This is a genomic window from Amycolatopsis sp. CFH S0740, from assembly GCF_004522315.1.
Lineage (GTDB): Bacteria > Actinomycetota > Actinomycetes > Mycobacteriales > Pseudonocardiaceae > Amycolatopsis > Amycolatopsis nivea.
Genome location: NZ_SDLS01000046.1, coordinates 23,404 through 38,626 on the forward strand (window position 1 = coordinate 23,404; position 15,223 = coordinate 38,626).

Genomic DNA, 15,223 nt, shown 5'->3' on the forward strand with positions numbered 1-15,223 from the left:
GCTGATGGGCGAGAACCGGGCAGTGGGATGGGAAGGCTTCTTCAACACCCGAGACCTCGGCGGTCTCCCGACCCGATCCGGCGGCGTCACCCGATCCGCGCGGTTCTATCGGTCCGCCAGCCTCCGGTTTGTCACCGGCACCGGCTGGGCTCAGGCGCGGGAATCCGGCCTCCGCACCATCATCGACCTGCGAAACCCCGCCGAGATCAGCACCTACGCGGTCACCGTGCCAGCCGGGATGACGCGTCTCGAAGTCCCGCTGGACGACGTCGAAGACACCGAGTTCTGGCAATACATCGCCGACGAGCAACTCGACGGCACCCCGCTGTATTACCGCGTTTTCCTTGACCGCAAAGCAGAACGCTGCGCAGCAGTCCTGAAAGCGCTGGCCCGGGCCGAAAGCGGTGTGCTCTTCCATTGCACTTCCGGCCGAGACCGCACCGGCCTCATCTCGCTCCTTCTGCTCGCCCTCGCCGACGTCGACCCGGAAACCATCGCCGCCGATTACGCTCTCTCCACCAAAGCTGTCCTACCGCTGTACCGGGCGCTAGGCGTCGAAGACCAAACCGCGCTGCTCGAAGCAGCTTTGGCCCGCCGTCAAACCACCATCAGGGAAGCCGTCCTGGCCACCCTCGACGGCTTCGATGTCCGTGACTACCTCGTCCGCGCCGGGATGGCCGCGGACGAGGTAGACCGGCTCAGTCGGTGACCTGGTGCAGCTTCCGGGCCCGGCGGCTGCCCAGCGAATACCACCCGGCGATCCCGGTGCCGACGGTGAGCGCGGCCGCGCTGATGCCCAGCGACCAATGCACCCCGACCGCGGAACCGAGCAGCCCCACGGTGAATCCGCTGCCCGCGCGGAGACCGTTGGCGGACACGCTGTACACGCCGATCACCCGGCCGCGTTCCTCCGGTTTCGCCAGCAACTGCACGACGGTCTGGCCGATCGACATCGACGCCAGGTTCGCCACGCCGCCGATCACCAGCAGTGCCACCGCGATCGGATAGCTGGCGGTCATCGCGAAGAACAGGCTCGAGAGCCCGTAGATCGCCGTGCTGATCACCGCCGCGGGCACGTTCGGTTTGATCTTTCCGGTCGCTTCCAGCAGGATCCCGCCGATCACGCCGCCCGCGCCGTTGGCGAACAGCAGCACGCCGTACGCGGTTCCGGCGCTGCCCGCGCCGAGGTCCTGCGCGAAGATCGGCATCGAACTCTGCATCGAGGCTCCGACGAAGAACGCGCCGAGCCCGGCGAGGATGATCATCCCGACCATCGTCGGATTCCCGCTGATTTCCTTGAGGATCCGCACCGAATCCATCAGCCCGACCCGTGGCCGACGGATGATTCCGCCGTCTCGCGTGTGTCCGGTGAACTTGGTGCGGAACAGGAACACGGTCAGCGGCAGGTAGAACGCGACGTTCACGAAAATGCCCGCCACCGGACCGAGCCCGAGCAGCAGCGCCGAACCGACGACCGGGCCGAAGAGGATGCCCAGGCTGCGGAAGGTGGCGTTGAGCCGGACCGCGCTCGGCAATTCGGCGGGGCCGACGAAATCGTGCAGCATCAACTGCTCGCCCGGACCCCAGATCGCGCCCGCGCAGCCGTGCAAAATCAGCAGTACGCAGGCACTCCACACCTCGAGCGTGTCGGTGAGGATCAGCACGCCCCACGCCGCGGACACCGCCATGAACAGCACCTGCGCGGCCTGGATGATCCGGCGGCAGTCGTGCCGGTCGGCCAGTCCGCCGAAGTACACCGAGAACAGCAGGAACGGCACCCAGTGGCTGATCACCTCGAACCCGGTCAGCGCGGGCGACTGGAATTTCTCCCACAGCACCCAGTACGTGATGACGTGCTCGATGTTGTCGGCCATCATCGCCAGGCCGGTGCCGATCAGATACGGACGGCAGTCCTTGTTGTACAGCGCCGCGAATTTGCGCGGGGCTGCGGCGGCGACCCCGGATTCGGGTTGGTGCGTCGGCACCCCGCACGCGGAACACATGACTGAGAACCCCCTAGTGAGCTGGTGCTCGTAACGCTAGACGAGACGTTGCGTCTTGGCTAGACTTCGGCACGTGGGCGACGTCACTCAGCCCGGCGAGCGCCGGCATCACGGGAATCGGTACGGGCGCAGCGAGAACGCGCGCCGCGCGGTTCTGCACGCGGTCGACGATCTGCTGGTGGAGGTCGGGTTCGCCCGGCTCACCATGGAGGGCATCGCGGCACGGGCTGGGGTCGGGAAGCAGACCGTCTACCGCTGGTGGCCGTCCAAAGTGGACATTCTGCTCGAGGCGCTCGGCGACGACCTCGTCGAGGAACTCTCCCCGCCCGATTCCGGCGAGCTGCGCAAGGACCTCCGCGCGCACCTCGCCGCGATCGCGTCCTTCCTGACCACCGCCGACGCCGGAGCGGTGTTACGCACGCTGCTCGGCCAGGCCCAGCACGACCCGGACCTGGCGCGGCATCTGCGCGAGGTGCACCTCCGTGCCCAGCATGCGCGCGACCGGTTGCCGCTCGAACGTGCCGTCGCGCGCGGCGAGTTGTCGTCAGAGGTCGACCTGGACAGCGCGGTCGAGCACCTCGTCGGGCCGATCCACTACCGCGTGCTGGTCACCGGCGCGCCGGTGCCGCCGGAGTTCACGAATGGCCTGGTCGAGCGATTCCTCCGGGAGCATCCGCCCGGGTAGGCTCCTGCAGACATGGGAACGGTCTTGTGGCTGGTCGGGCTGGCTGTCGCCGCCGCGGTCGTGGCCGGGATCGCCTGGGTTTTCCGGGACCGGGCCGGCGGGCTCGACCAGCGATTGCGGGCGGCTGAACAGGCCTCGCGGTGGCGATTCCTGCAGCAGCAGTGGGAATCGGAACCGATGGCGCGGCTCGCGACCGTCCAGCAGGTGCACGCGCTCACCCAGAACGGCGGCTGCCAGGTCCGGATCGTCTGGACGGACAGCTACCACGCCGAGGACGTCGAGATCGAGCACGATCAGGCCGACGCGGGCGATTACCTGCTGCTCCGGGGCGTCGGACCGCTCGGATCGATCACCCGGGAAGAGCTGCTGGCGCATGCGGGTGCCGATGCGCCGGATTGGGCTCAGCGCGGGCGTTGATTCACCAGCCGCTGATCCGCTGCCAGGTGTCGACGAGGCGGCCGTTCTCCAGGATTCGGTAGCCGCTGTGCTGTGCGGCGGTGGCACAGGCGTGGTTCGGCAGGATGCGCAGGCGGGTGCCGATCGGCAGGTCAGGCAGCGGATGTCCCTCGCGGGCGGTGAGGATTCCGTGTTCCTGGCTCGCGCCGGTCACCACGAGACCCGGCACCAGGGCGCCGTCGAGGTCGGCGACCAGGCCGTATCCCTGGTCGACGGCTTGGTTCGCGGTGCCTCGGTCGCGCGACAACGCCATCCAGCCGCCGTCCGTGAGGATCCAGCCGTGCTCGGGGCGGTGTCCGATCACGGTGACAACTACGGACAGCGCAAGGTCTTCGGTGCGGCATACGCCCAGCCCGACCATCACCAAGTCGAAGAAGACGTAGTTGCCAGCGCGGACTTCGGTGACGCCGGTGAGGTCGTCGGCTGCGTGTGCGGTGGGAGTCGAGCCGACGCTGACTGTGCCTGCGTACAGGCCTTCGTCGCGAAGGCGTTGTGCTGCAGCGACAGCGACCTCACGTTCGTGTGCGGCGGCTTCGCGTTGCGCTGCAGGGGTTGTCGCGAAGTAGGACTCGCCAGCGTGTACGAGGACACCGTCGAGACAGTCGTGCAGCTGTCGTCCGATGGTGAGCAACGCGGGGTCTTCGGGAAGTACGCCGCCACGGTGACCGTCGCAGTCGACCTCGATCAGCGACGGAATCCGTACGCCGGCTTTGCGCGCCGCAGCGCTTATCGCAGAGGCTTGCGCGACACTGTCCAGCAGCACGCGCACGGTGATTCCCCGTCGCAGCAACGTAAGCACGCGCGGGAGCTTGTGCGGATCGATGCCGACGGCGTACGTGATGTCGGTGTAGCCGCCGTCGGCGAAGGCTTCTGCCTCGGCCAGCGTCGACGCTGTGATCGGACCTGGCTTTCCACCGTGCATCAACGCGGTCGCGGGTAATGCCTTCGCCGTTTTCGTATGGGGGCGCAGGGAAACGCCGAGTGCGCGCATCCGCTGAGCGAGCCGTTCGGCGTTCCGCCGCGCGCGCGAAAGCTCGACGACGGCAAACGGAGTGTCCGGGTCAGCCAGGGTTTCCTCAGACGGCGGCAATTGCCTGCACCTCGACCTTCGCTCCAAAGTGGAGGGTGCTGGACCCGGCGACCGCGCGCGCCGGGCGGTGGTCGCCAATCCAGGCACGGTAAATCCGGTCGAACTCCGGCCAGCCGCCCATGTCGGTCACGTAGACGGTGACCGACAACAGCCGATCGCGGCTCGTGCCCGCGGTGGCGAGGCACGCGTCGAGGTTGGCCAGAACTTGCTTGACCTGTACGGAAAACGGCTCGTCCACCAGCCGGGTCCCGTCGCTGGTGATGGGCAGTTGCCCGGAGACGAACAGCATCCCGCCGTACTGCGCGGTGTGCGAGTAATACCCGCCGGGCGCGGACAGTTCAGGGCTGTCGCGCAGGACGATTTCGGTCATCGACGTGCTCATTTCGCGTAGTTGTAGACAGTCGCCCGGGATACGCCGAGCAGGTCGGCGATGATCTGGGCGGCGTCGCGGGATTCGAAGTACCCCTCGTCGCGCAGCCGGCGGACCAGGTCGCGTTTGGCTTCGCGGGAAAGGGAACGCGGGCTGCCGCCTGCCGCACGTTCGATCCTTTCCCGCAGTTCACGCGACGTACGGGAACGCAGGTCTTCGACGACCCCGGGCTGCGCAGCGTCAGTGGCGACCAGGCTGGTCAGCGTGTGCGTGAGCGGCGAAAGCACCGAGACGTCGAGGTTCAGGCACAGCGCAGCGACGTACTCGCCGTCGGCGTTCTTGATGCCGATCGACGTGCTCTTGACCGGCCGTCCGTCCGGGAACTGGTTCGCGTAGTTCTGCAGGACGCTCGGGTAGTCCGGGTCGCTGATCCGCCGCAACCCCAGTTCGGTGGCCGGATCGCCGACCTCGCGGCCGGACAGGTTGTTCTCGATCGCGCGGATCGCGTGGTCCGGATCCCGCAGGTCGTGCAGCACGACCTCGCACAGACCGGGGAACATCCGGCCGATCGCGACGGCGATCTTCTCGGTTTCCCGGATGAGGTGCTCGTCCACGCCACCGCCTTTGACTCATTGTCCAACTTTAGAAAATGAGTCTAGCAGGTGGGCAAAAAGGTGATCCCGGCTCTCGAACCGGGATCAACAGGGGACTTCAGCGAGGCAACGACGAGGCGCGCCAGGCCCCGTCACCAGCGGCGATCGGCGCGTGCACCGCGGCCGCCCGGTCGCCCCACCACGACGTGCGACGCCGTGGCGGAGCGGGTGCCGACGCGGCCGCGGCAGTGGCGACCACCGCGGTGAGCGCGGCGAGTTCGGCGTCGTCCGGGTTGCCGCGGACTACGCGGAGCAGGGGAGTGTCCGTCATCGCGGCCTCACAGGGGGATGTTGCCGTGCTTCTTGGGCGGCAGCGATTCGCGCTTGGTGCGTAGCAGGCTCAGCGCCTTGGCGACGTGGCCGCGGGTGTGCGCGGGCACGATCACCGAGTCGACGTAGCCGCGTTCGGCCGCCGCGTACGGGTTGAGCAGCGTGTCCTCGTACTCCTGGATCAGGTCCGCGCGCAACGCGTCAACATCGCGACCCTCCGCTGCCGCGTTGGCCAGCGTCTTGCGGTGCACGATGTTCGCCGCGCCCTGCGCGCCCATCACCGCGACCTGCGCGGTGGGCCAGGCCAGGTTGACGTCCGCGCCGAGGTGCTTGGAGCCCATCACGTCGTACGCGCCGCCGTACGCCTTGCGCGTGATCACCGTGATCAGCGGGACAGTCGCCTCCGCGTACGCGTAGATCAGCTTCGCGCCGCGGCGGATGATGCCGTTCCACTCCTGGTCGGTGCCGGGAAGGAAGCCGGGAACGTCCACAAAGGTCAGCACCGGGATGTTGAACGCGTCGCAGGTCCGCACGAACCGGGCGGCCTTCTCGGACGCGTCGATGTCGAGGCAGCCGGCGAACTGCGTCGGCTGGTTCGCCACGACGCCGACGCTCTGCCCGTCGACCCGGCCGAAGCCGACCAGGATGTTGGGCGCGAACAGCTCGTGCACCTCGAGGAATTCGCCGTCGTCGAGCACGCGGGTGACGACCTCGTGCATGTCGTACGGCGTGTTCGGCGAGTCCGGGATGAGCGTGTCGAGCTCGCGGTCGGTGTCGGTGACGTTCTCGAAGAAGCCGGCGGGCGGCTGGTTCGCGTCGAACTCCGGCGGCTCGGACAGGTTGTTCTGCGGCAGGTAGGAGAGCAGTTCCTTGACGTAGGCGATGGCGTCCTCGTCGTCGGAACCGAGGTAGTGCGCGACGCCCGACTTGGTGTTGTGCGTGCGCCCACCGCCGAGTTCCTCGAAGGTGACGTCCTCGCCGGTCACCGTCTTCACGACGTCCGGTCCGGTGATGAACATCTGCGACGTCTCGTCCACCATCACGACGAAGTCGGTGAGCGCGGGGGAGTAGACGTGCCCGCCCGCGTTCGCGCCCATGATCAGCGAGATCTGCGGGATCACGCCGGAGGCCATGGTGTTGCGGCGGAAGATCTCGCCGTACAGGCCGAGCGAGACGACGCCCTCCTGGATCCGCGCGCCGCCGCCCTCGTTGATGCCGATGATCGGGCGGCCGGTCTTGATCGCCAGGTCCATCACCTTGACGATCTTCTCGCCGTAGACCTCGCCGAGCGCGCCGCCGAACACCGTCACGTCCTGGCTGAACACGCACACCGGACGTCCGTCGACGGTGCCGTAGCCGGTGACGACGCCGTCGCCGTACGGGCGGTTCTTCTCCAGCCCGAAGTTCGTGGAGCGGTGCCGCGCCAGCTCGTCCAGCTCGACGAACGAGCCCTCGTCGAGCAGCAGATCGATCCGCTCGCGGGCGGTTTTCTTGCCCTTGGCGTGCTGTTTCTCGATCGCGCGCGCCGAACCGGCGTGCACGGCCTCGTCGTAGCGGCGGTAGAGATCCGCGAGCTTGCCGGCCGTCGTGTGGATGTCCGGTTCTCCCTCGGGCGGCGTCCCGAGCGGCTGCGTCGCACTGCTCATGTGGCGGAGCTTAGCTACTGCGCGGTTGCCGCGCGTGTGGCGTAGGACTCCCTCCGCGCGGTGTCGCAGACGAGCACGCGGCCGTCGAGCGTGCCGACGACGAGCCGGTCCGGGGCTCGGACGCTCAGCGAGAGCGGGACGACGGGATGGCCGTTGACCTGCAGGTGTTGCCGTCCGAGTTCGCGGCCGTCGGTGGCGTCGAGCGCGACGATCTCGCCGGAGTTGTCGGCGACGTAGACGGTGTACCCGATGGTGTCCATCGCGGTGACCTGGTGGTCGCCGGTGTGCACCCACTCGGCTTTTCCGCCGGGATAGGAGCGGCGGACGACGCAGGAGTTGCCCGGCAGGAGTCCGGCGCCGTGGTGGATCGCGGTCGCGTGGACGAGCGAGCCGTCGACGAACACTCCGGGGCCGCCGAAGAGGTGCCTGCCTTGGGCCGCGTCCCATTCGAGGGGAAACAAGCGCTCGGTTCGCCGCCGCCGGGGATTGAAGGCGACGACCCATTTGTCCTCGTGCGCTCGCGGGCCCATGCCTTGCAGGAACAGCAGCGCGGGTGCGCGGCGGATGTCGAAGAAGTGGTTGATCAGGTCGTAGCCACCGAGGTCGACGCGGCTTTCCGACGGCAGCACCTCAGTCGGCCCGGAACGCGGACGGATGGCGAGCCGCCCGGTTTCGTCGGTGCTGAGCACGGCGGGGTGGTCGAAGGTCCGGAGCGCTTCGGAGTATCCGTCGGCGAGCTGGACGCGTTCGATGGTCGAGCCGGAGCGGGTCCAGCCCGCCCACGAGTTGGTGAAGACGTCGGTGCTCTCGTCGGGGTCGACGTAAAGCTGGCAGCCGACGCCCGACGTGGGCACGGACCATTCGCGTTCGCCGGTGGCCGACCAGCACTCCACGGCGACGTGTTCAAGGCTGGCGAGAATCCGTCCGTCGTTCAGTGCGGCGACTGCCCACACCTGTCGTCGGTGGTTTCCGCCGGCAACCGCGGCGAGCGGTTCGGCGGGTTCGGTCGCGGGCCCGTCGACCTCCAGCGAACGGGCCTCCACGGCTCGCCAGTCCGGCACGGCGATGGCAACGGCCATTGTGGAGAAGCCGCGCTCTTCTTCCTCGTTCTCGTCGAACACGGACACTTTCGCTTCGAGAGTCTGGTGATCGCGCCAGCGAAGTTCAGTGACCTCACGGCGTTCGCGCAGCAAGGAGGTCGCGCGGCCGGTTTCGAGGTCGAGGACCGTCAGCTCGCCTTCGTAGAAATAGCCGCCGTCGTACGACCCGGAACCGATGGCCAGGATCGGCAGCTCCGGATGGAACGCCAAAGCGTTGACCGGCCAATGCAGGCGCACGAGGTGAACGCATTCGAGCGTGTCGGCGCGATAGACCCCGACGCGGTTCCAGGCGGTCGGCTCGGACGAATCCGACACGCTGTGCCCGGCCCACAGCGGACGTCCCAGCGAACCCCCGACGGCCACATAGCCCGTACGGGAATCGGTCTCGGTCAGCCGCACCTCGCCGACTTCGGCGAATCGGCCGCCGCCGAGAACCTGCTGGACGGTCAGCATTTCGGAGTCGGTCACCAGCGAAGCCTATGCCGGGCGTCAGTTGAATTTTCGGCGTCGAGCCGACCACTGCGGCCGCTGCCGGGCCTAGGGTGGGCAACGTGCTGCTCGCCGACGCCTCGGTCCGCTCGCTCGGGCCTGCCGACCTGTCCGCTTGCCTCGACCTCGGAACCGATCGCGGGTGGCCGCGCGAGGAACGGAAATGGGCGATGCTGCTGGACGTCGGCCGCGGATTCGGCATTGACGCCCCGGATGGCGGTCTCGCCGCGGCGGCGGTGCTGACCCGGACCGGGCCGACCGCGTCAGTGTCGATGGTGGTTGTGGCGGAGCGATTCGCGCGGCAAGGACTCGGTCGTCGGGTGATGGCGGAGGCGCTCGACGCGGCCGGTGACGCGGTAGTGTCCTTGCACACCACGGAAAACGCGCGTCCGCTGTACGAATCGATGGGCTTCGTGTTCGACGGCGGCTGCAATGACCATCGCGGCCGCTTCGCTGACGACGGCGGTCCGACGTCGCGGCCGATCGGTCCGGCGGACGTGGTGCGAGTGTACGAATTGGACAGTGCGTCCCAAGGCTTCGCGCGGCGGGAGTTGTTGAATCGCATGCTGTTCGAGGCCGAGCACGTCCACGTGACCGACGACGGTTACGCGCTCGGCACCGCGCAAGGCGGGGTGCTGGTGATCGGTCCGGTGGTGGCCGCGGACGAGGACCAGGCTCGTGCGCTGATCCGCGGCATCGCCCGCCTCGCGTCGGGTGATCTCCGGCTGGCGGTGGACCATCGGTTTCCGGAGCTGTCGGCGTGGTGCGAGGCGCGCGGGCTGGCGGTGCACGGCCCCGCGCCACGGCTGGTGCTCCACGGAAAAGCGCTGCCGGGACCGGCCGAGGTGCGGTTTTCGCCGTACAACACCGCGCTCGGCTAGCTGTACCGCTTCCGAACCTCGGCCTTCCGCTCGGCCGACCACGGCTCCAGGTCCACCTTGAACGTCCCGGCGAACAACGCGTTCAGCTGCTCATGCCGTGCGGTCAGCAGATCCGGCAGTTGTTCCTTCAGCTCCGCCGGAACGGTCTGGGCCAGCTCCACCCGCACCCCGTCCAGCGGGTCCGCCGTGACTTCCCACCGGACCTCCCCGGCCGGTTTCCCGTCGTGCAGCCACGTGTAGGCCAGCACCTCCGGCGACCGCGACTCCAGCACCTCCGCCCCGGTTTCCGGCTGGGGCAGCCGCTTCCAGACGTCCTCGGCGGGCGGCCAGACCAGGTCCCGGCGGAACCGAATCGTCCCGCCGTCCAGGACTTCGCCGTCCTCCAGGCCGAATTCCTCGAGGTAGTGCACCATCCGCGCGTGCCAGTCGGTCGGCATCTCCGGCGTCCGGTCGTCCAGCGTGGCTTCGAGGGAATCGAGGCAAGCGACCCAGCCGGTGACGTGCCGTCCCGCGCCGAGCAGGGCGATGTCGGGTTCGCCGCGGTTGAAGACGTGGGTGAAGGCGAGCTTGCTGCCCGTGCCGTCGGCCGAAACCTCGATCCGGATCAGGTCCGAGTTCCAGGTGAACTCGAAGACCTCCGGCGGCTGGTAGCCGACGATCTCGCCCTCGCTGACGTCCCCGGTTTCGGTGAAGGTGAACGTGATTTTCCCGCCCGGCGCCGGGGCGTCCGGCAGCGTGACCGCGGCGGGGAACCAGTGCGCCAGCTCTTCCGGCGAGGTGACCGCGCGCCACACCTTCTCCGGCGGATGCGCCAGGGTCCGTTCGAGGGTGACGCTCGGTCGTCCGCCAGGAGTGGTTCGCAGGATCGCCATGCCCGTATATAACCATGGAGGTATATACGGGTCAAGCGGTCAGATGCACGCCGTACCCGGTCTGACCTGGGGCGACTTCGGGAAGCAGGACGAGCCGCCGGTCGTAGTCGCCGCCGTCCTGCGTGCGGTACGGCAGCGGATCGGTCGTTTCCAGGGAGTGCAAACGTTTGCGCAGCTGCTCGACGACGCAGTCGAACTTCTCCGGCGTCATCCGGTTCGTGCCGGTCACCTTGAGCGGCGGCAGGACCGTCATGCCGGTGTAGAAGAGCGTGGCGTGCTGGACGTTGAACAGCAGATCATCCAGCGAACCGTGCGCGCCGCGCGGGCCGAGGCTGTCCTCGTGCGCGCCGGCGGTGACGATGACCATCGCGCGTTTCCCGGCCAGGACGCCATTGCCGTAGCGCAGGGTGTGGCCGGTTTCGTCGCGGTAGTCGTAGCCGTATCCCTGCACGAAAACGCGGTCGAACCAGCCCTTCAGGATGGCCGGGGTGTCCGCCCACCAGAGCGGGAACTGGACGACGACCGTGTCCGCCCAGTCGAGTTTTTCGTGCTCGATCCGGACGTCCTCGGGCACGGTCGCGATCTCGTCGACGATCGGGTTCCAGCGCATCGCGTAGAGGTCGGATTCGCGCACATCATGGCCGAGATCGCGCAGGGTCGTGACGCCCTCGTCGCGAAGCGCGCCGTTGAGCGAGGCGGGGTCGGGGTGGGCGTAGATCCACAAGACGTTCATGAGGCCAGGGTGCAACCGGCGAAACGCCCAAAACAGTGGCCCGATGGCCACCTTGTGCAAGAATCGGGCCATGGCTGTTTTTCGGCATCCGGAGCGGCACAAGGTCGCCGTGCTGGTGCGGCACGGCATGCTCGTGATGGAACTCGGCATCGTCCACCGGCTGTTCGGCCAGGCCAGATCCGCGGACGGCGAGCGGTTGTACGAGGTCGTCACCTGCACGCCGGAGCCCGGCGACATCCGCACCGATTCGGACTTCACCATCCCGGTCGCGCAGGGCCCGGAGGCCGTGGCCGAGGCGGACACGGTGATCGTTCCCGCGTCGTCGCTCGAGTACGAGCCCACCGGACGGCAGCTGACTCCGCAGCTCAAGCACGCGATGAGCCTGGTGTGCCCGGACAGCCGGATCGCCTCGATCTGCACCGGCGCGTACGTGCTCGCCGCGATGGGCCTGCTCGACGGCCGTCGCGCGACCACGCACTGGCGTTCGGCGTGCGAGTTCCAGCTCGAATACCCGCGCGTGCAGCTCGACCCGGACGTGCTCTACACCGAGGACGGCAACGTCTTCACCTCGGCGGGCGTCGCGTCCGGCATCGATCTCTGCCTGCACCTGATCCGGCGCGATTTCGGCGCGGCAGTCGCCAACGAGGTCGCTCGCGGCACGGTCGTTTCGCCGCATCGCGAGGGCGGGCAGGCCCAGTTCATCCGCCGTCCGGTGCCGGAGCCGCGGTCGTCGTCCACCTCGGCCGCGCGGGCATGGGCGCTGGAGCATCTCGACCAGCCGATCACGCTGCGCGACCTCGCGGTGCGCGAGTCGATGAGCACGCGGACGTTCACCCGGCGGTTCCGGGACGAGGTCGGGATGTCCGCGCTGCAGTGGCTGACCCAGCAGCGGGTGGAGCGCGCGCGGCAGTTGCTGGAGGAGTCGGAGCTGCCGGTCGACCGGGTCGCCGCGGCGTGCGGATTCGGGACGGCGGCGTCGCTGCGCCAGCACCTGCAGGCCGCGCTCGGGGTGTCGCCGAGCGCGTACCGGACCACCTTCCGGCGTCCGGCCTGAACGCGGCGGTCCGTGGCAGCGCTGTTCGCGGGCTGCCACGGACCGACCCCCAGCGGCACTCATCCTTGCGAGCGGACCAGGGTGTTCGGTACCCCGGTGACCAGGTCTTACAGAATCTGACACGCGTCAGGAGACGACCGTCACCAGTACGTACACCGGACGGCGGGTGGAGAAGAACTCCTTGCCGTTCGCGTCGACCATCTTCCAGCCGATCCAGCAGCGCCCCGGCGCGGGCGAAGCGGTCAGCGGAACGCTCACCATCACGTGATCGCCCGGCGGGGTGTCGCCGACGAGCACCCGGTCCGGGGTGCGGCAGCTTCCCGGGCTCGGCGGCAGGTCCATCCGCTGCAGGTAGCGCTGATGCCAGGCGACCGATCCGGTGTTCTGCAGCTCCCACACCTTCTGGACGGTCTCGCCGACGTGGATCACGGTGCCGTCGGGCACGGTCACGTCGCCGACGAACTTCGAGTTGTCGCCGGCGACGCGCGCACCGACGTCGACCAGGCTGCCGCTCTTCAGCTTCGGCACCACGATCGCGCCGACCGCGGCGACGAGCACCACGACGGACGCGACCGCGGCCAGCGCGTACTTACGACGCCGCCGGGGCTTCTCCGGGACGGCTGGTTCCGCGCTGATCAGCACTGGCTCCGCCGCCGTTTTGACGATGTCGGCCTCGGTCGCTTCGACGACGGGAACCGCGGGCTCCGGAGGGACGCCCTTCAGCTCTTCCCAGCGTCGCCGCCACTGTTGTTCGTCCGCGTCGCACGCCCGGACGAACTCGCGCGTGGTGTCCCACGACGGGAACCGGGTGCCGCGGACCGCCTCGTGCAGCGTGGTGTGCGAGATCCGCCCGGAGCGGTCGGCCATCTTGCGGAACGACGGATTCCCGGCCCGCGCGCGCAGTGCGGCCAGTTCCGCGGAGAGCACCTCGGCGGCAGATTGCCCGTCGCCCATCGCTCTCCCTGGTTGTCAGATCCGCTGGTCGGACCAGTCTGACATTCCAGTTCGGCACAGCGGGGCGCACCCCGGCCGCGGCCACGGCGAGGCGGCCGCGACCGGTGCGCGTCACTGCCAGGCGTCGGTGATCGGCGTCTCGCCAGCCGCGTTGCCGAGGCCGGGGAGACCGTTGGCGGCCTCCATGGTGCGCAGGACGGTGTAGTGGTTGATCGTCTCCGCGTAGTCGCCCTGTTTCACGTGCGCGCCGGTGAACGACGTGTAGATCTGGTTGGTCGAGGTGCCTTCGTCCTCGTCGAACGTCACGATCAGCAGGCTGTTGTGCGTCTTGGCCCACTGTGCGTAGCCGTCGAGGTTGTTCTTCAGCCAGGTGTCTCCGGTGCCGACCGAGCAGTCGTGCATGTCGTTGCACATGTTCGGGGTCACGAACGCGACGCTGGGCAGCTGCGAGTAGTCCGTCGGGAACCGGGAGTAGCGCAGGTTGCTCGACGCGGGCACGTTCGAGAAGTCGACCCAGCTGTTGTGCTTGCGCCGGTACTCGCCGGAGGAGCAGCCGGTGTAGCCGTCGGACGGCATGGACTCCGAGTAGCCGGTGAAGGTCTTCCCCGCGCCGGCGAGCTGCGATCCGAGGTTGTCCTTCGCGCCGAGGTTTTGCGGGCAGCTGTCGTCGGTGACGCCCTGGGTGTCGCCTGAGAACAGTGCGACGTAGTTCGGCTGGCTCGGGTGCGTGATCGCGTGGGAGTCGGTGAAGTTCGCGCCCTGCGCGGCGAGCGAGGCGAAGTAGGGCGCGGTGGTCGAGTCGATCGACGTCGACGATTCGTTCTCGAACATGACGAGCACGATGTGGTCGAAGGTGGGCACGGACGCCGCTGCTGAGGCGGGTTGGGCGGCGGTCGCCGCACCGAGAATCGCCGTCGCGACGGCTGCCACGATCCGCTTGCGGAACACAGGTCCTCCAAGATCGGTCGGGAAATGCGCTCAGGTGGGAGCGGCATAGACCGTGCCACGGCGAAGGCGTCCCGGAGAGCGATCGGTGGGTGAATAACTGGCGACCACTCGTCCGGGGCACGACTTTCGGCGGGTCAGCGCGCGAGCAGGTCCCGCAGCGATTTCGTAACGCCGGCAGGGGAAGTCTCGGCCATGAAATGTCCACTGTGCACGGTTTCGTGCACAAGGTCCGGTGCCCACGCGCGCCAGAGCGCGGTCGCGTCGAAGCCCAGCGCGTCGCCCCAGCCCTGCTGTAGCACCGTAGTCGGCATCTTCAGCTGGTTGCCCGCGTCGCGGTCGGCGCGGTCGTGGTCGATGTCGATGCCCGCGGAGGCGCGGTAGTCGGCGACGATCGACGGGACGGCGTTGCGGCTCGCTTCGAGGTACCGGGCGCGGATGTCGGCCGGGATGGACTCCGGGTCGGCGCCCCACTGGTCGAGGAAGTAGCTGAAGAACGCGTCCGGCGCGCCGCTGATCAGCTGCTCGGGCAGGCCGGGCGGCTGCGCCATCAGGTAGAGGTGGAAGGCGACGGACGCGCTGACGCCGTGCAGCACCTCCCACATGTCCAGCGTCGGCAGCACGTCGAGGATGGCCAGGTGGGACACGTGGTCCGGGTGGTCGAGGCCGGCGCGGATGGCGACGAGCGCGCCGCGGTCGTGCCCGGCGAGCGCGAACTTTTCGTGGCCGAAGGCGCGCGCGAGGGCGACGACGTCGGCGGCCATCGTGCGCTTCGAGTAGGTCTCGCCGTCGTCGGCTGGCTTGTCGCTGTCGCCGTAGCCGCGCAGGTCAGGGCACAGCACGGTGTGGTCGGCGGCCAGGTCGGCGGCGACGTGCCGCCACATCAGGTGGGTCTGCGGGAAGCCGTGCAGCAGGACGACGGGCGAGCCGGAGCCCGCGACCGCCACGTTGAGGGATACGCCGTCGGCGACGGGCACCCGCTGGTAGTCGAAGTTCATGCGACCCAGCGTGCGCCGGGCCTA

At 68.6% G+C, this 15,223-nt stretch carries 17 protein-coding genes; 5 read left to right on the forward strand and 12 right to left on the reverse strand.

Features of this window, described 5'->3' with window-relative positions; genetic code table 11:
* Positions 1-4: 4 nt before the first annotated feature.
* On the forward strand, positions 5-709 hold the full coding sequence (locus tag EIZ45_RS42950) for a tyrosine-protein phosphatase (protein ID WP_134669334.1): 705 nt from the start codon (positions 5-7) through the stop codon (positions 707-709).
* Here EIZ45_RS42950 and EIZ45_RS42955 read toward each other — a convergent pair.
* Positions 699-2,003 carry an MFS transporter gene (locus EIZ45_RS42955; protein ID WP_134669336.1) on the reverse strand — a complete coding sequence of 435 codons (1,305 nt, stop codon included), beginning with the start codon at positions 2,001-2,003 and terminating at the stop codon, positions 699-701. The genes EIZ45_RS42950 and EIZ45_RS42955 overlap by 11 nt on opposite strands.
* 73 nt (positions 2,004-2,076) lie before the next feature.
* Between EIZ45_RS42955 and EIZ45_RS42960 the strand changes: the two genes are divergently transcribed.
* Entirely contained in the window at positions 2,077-2,688 is a 612-nt protein-coding gene (locus EIZ45_RS42960) for a TetR/AcrR family transcriptional regulator (RefSeq protein ID WP_134669338.1), read from the forward strand.
* Between the two features lie 12 nt (positions 2,689-2,700).
* Positions 2,701-3,105, forward strand: a complete 405-nt coding sequence (locus EIZ45_RS42965) for a hypothetical protein (RefSeq protein WP_037816039.1) — start codon at positions 2,701-2,703, stop codon at positions 3,103-3,105.
* 1 nt (position 3,106) lies between these two features.
* On the opposite strand, the gene EIZ45_RS42970 is transcribed toward EIZ45_RS42965, so the two are convergent.
* The 6 genes from EIZ45_RS42970 to EIZ45_RS42995 all read right to left on the reverse strand — a co-directional run bounded on the left by EIZ45_RS42970 (position 3,107) and on the right by EIZ45_RS42995 (position 8,741).
* Complete coding sequence (locus EIZ45_RS42970; protein ID WP_240690925.1) at positions 3,107-4,234, reverse strand: alanine racemase; 1,128 nt, start codon at positions 4,232-4,234, stop codon at positions 3,107-3,109.
* Positions 4,221-4,604, reverse strand: a complete 384-nt coding sequence (locus tag EIZ45_RS42975) for a RidA family protein (protein WP_134669342.1) — start codon at positions 4,602-4,604, stop codon at positions 4,221-4,223. The genes EIZ45_RS42970 and EIZ45_RS42975 overlap by 14 nt, the downstream gene beginning before the upstream one ends.
* 8 nt (positions 4,605-4,612) lie before the next feature.
* The gene (locus EIZ45_RS42980; protein WP_240690926.1) at positions 4,613-5,218 is read right to left on the reverse strand and encodes a transcriptional regulator; all 606 of its coding nucleotides are present in this window, start codon (positions 5,216-5,218) and stop codon (positions 4,613-4,615) included.
* Positions 5,219-5,315: 97 nt separating this feature from the next.
* Complete coding sequence (locus EIZ45_RS42985; protein ID WP_134669344.1) at positions 5,316-5,528, reverse strand: acyl-CoA carboxylase epsilon subunit; 213 nt, start codon at positions 5,526-5,528, stop codon at positions 5,316-5,318.
* 7 nt (positions 5,529-5,535) lie between these two features.
* Complete coding sequence (locus EIZ45_RS42990; protein WP_043831873.1) at positions 5,536-7,173, reverse strand: acyl-CoA carboxylase subunit beta; 1,638 nt, start codon at positions 7,171-7,173, stop codon at positions 5,536-5,538.
* Positions 7,174-7,187: 14 nt separating this feature from the next.
* The gene (locus tag EIZ45_RS42995; RefSeq protein ID WP_134669347.1) at positions 7,188-8,741 is read right to left on the reverse strand and encodes a hypothetical protein; all 1,554 of its coding nucleotides are present in this window, start codon (positions 8,739-8,741) and stop codon (positions 7,188-7,190) included.
* Positions 8,742-8,824: 83 nt separating this feature from the next.
* On the opposite strand from EIZ45_RS42995, the gene EIZ45_RS43000 reads away from it, so the two are divergent.
* Positions 8,825-9,643, forward strand: coding sequence for a GNAT family N-acetyltransferase (locus EIZ45_RS43000; RefSeq protein ID WP_240690927.1), 819 nt, complete (start codon positions 8,825-8,827; stop codon positions 9,641-9,643).
* Here the strand turns inward: EIZ45_RS43000 and EIZ45_RS43005 are convergent.
* Both EIZ45_RS43005 and EIZ45_RS43010 read right to left on the reverse strand, forming a co-directional pair.
* Positions 9,640-10,515, reverse strand: coding sequence for an SRPBCC domain-containing protein (locus EIZ45_RS43005; RefSeq protein WP_134669351.1), 876 nt, complete (start codon positions 10,513-10,515; stop codon positions 9,640-9,642). The genes EIZ45_RS43000 and EIZ45_RS43005 overlap by 4 nt on opposite strands.
* 31 nt (positions 10,516-10,546) lie before the next feature.
* Complete coding sequence (locus tag EIZ45_RS43010; RefSeq protein WP_134669354.1) at positions 10,547-11,248, reverse strand: NAD(P)H-dependent oxidoreductase; 702 nt, start codon at positions 11,246-11,248, stop codon at positions 10,547-10,549.
* Between the two features lie 70 nt (positions 11,249-11,318).
* Between EIZ45_RS43010 and EIZ45_RS43015 the strand changes: the two genes are divergently transcribed.
* Positions 11,319-12,302 carry a GlxA family transcriptional regulator gene (locus EIZ45_RS43015; RefSeq protein ID WP_106961292.1) on the forward strand — a complete coding sequence of 328 codons (984 nt, stop codon included), beginning with the start codon at positions 11,319-11,321 and terminating at the stop codon, positions 12,300-12,302.
* Between the two features lie 126 nt (positions 12,303-12,428).
* Here the strand turns inward: EIZ45_RS43015 and EIZ45_RS43020 are convergent, their stop codons facing one another.
* The 3 genes from EIZ45_RS43020 to EIZ45_RS43030 all read right to left on the reverse strand — a co-directional run bounded on the left by EIZ45_RS43020 (position 12,429) and on the right by EIZ45_RS43030 (position 15,199).
* Complete coding sequence (locus EIZ45_RS43020; protein ID WP_134669356.1) at positions 12,429-13,256, reverse strand: NBR1-Ig-like domain-containing protein; 828 nt, start codon at positions 13,254-13,256, stop codon at positions 12,429-12,431.
* Positions 13,257-13,367: 111 nt separating this feature from the next.
* Positions 13,368-14,204 (reverse strand): alkaline phosphatase family protein, encoded by an 837-nt coding sequence (locus EIZ45_RS43025; RefSeq protein ID WP_134669358.1) that lies wholly within the window; start codon positions 14,202-14,204, stop codon positions 13,368-13,370.
* A 134-nt stretch (positions 14,205-14,338) separates the two neighbouring features.
* Positions 14,339-15,199, reverse strand: a complete 861-nt coding sequence (locus EIZ45_RS43030; protein WP_134669360.1) for an alpha/beta fold hydrolase — start codon at positions 15,197-15,199, stop codon at positions 14,339-14,341.
* Positions 15,200-15,223: the final 24 nt, after the last annotated feature.

Coding starts and splice junctions, on each gene's coding strand:
- EIZ45_RS42950 (WP_134669334.1), top strand. CDS start 5: ATGGGCGAGAACCGGGCAGTGGGATGGGAAGGCTTCTTCAACACCCGA.
- EIZ45_RS43020 (WP_134669356.1), bottom strand. CDS start 13,256: ATGGGCGACGGGCAATCTGCCGCCGAGGTGCTCTCCGCGGAACTGGCC.
- EIZ45_RS42955 (WP_134669336.1), bottom strand. CDS start 2,003: ATGTGTTCCGCGTGCGGGGTGCCGACGCACCAACCCGAATCCGGGGTC.
- EIZ45_RS42985 (WP_134669344.1), bottom strand. CDS start 5,528: ATGACGGACACTCCCCTGCTCCGCGTAGTCCGCGGCAACCCGGACGAC.
- EIZ45_RS42965 (WP_037816039.1), top strand. CDS start 2,701: ATGGGAACGGTCTTGTGGCTGGTCGGGCTGGCTGTCGCCGCCGCGGTC.
- EIZ45_RS43010 (WP_134669354.1), bottom strand. CDS start 11,248: ATGAACGTCTTGTGGATCTACGCCCACCCCGACCCCGCCTCGCTCAAC.
- EIZ45_RS42975 (WP_134669342.1), bottom strand. CDS start 4,604: ATGACCGAAATCGTCCTGCGCGACAGCCCTGAACTGTCCGCGCCCGGC.
- EIZ45_RS43015 (WP_106961292.1), top strand. CDS start 11,319: ATGGCTGTTTTTCGGCATCCGGAGCGGCACAAGGTCGCCGTGCTGGTG.
- EIZ45_RS43030 (WP_134669360.1), bottom strand. CDS start 15,199: ATGAACTTCGACTACCAGCGGGTGCCCGTCGCCGACGGCGTATCCCTC.
- EIZ45_RS43005 (WP_134669351.1), bottom strand. CDS start 10,515: ATGGCGATCCTGCGAACCACTCCTGGCGGACGACCGAGCGTCACCCTC.
- EIZ45_RS42990 (WP_043831873.1), bottom strand. CDS start 7,173: ATGAGCAGTGCGACGCAGCCGCTCGGGACGCCGCCCGAGGGAGAACCG.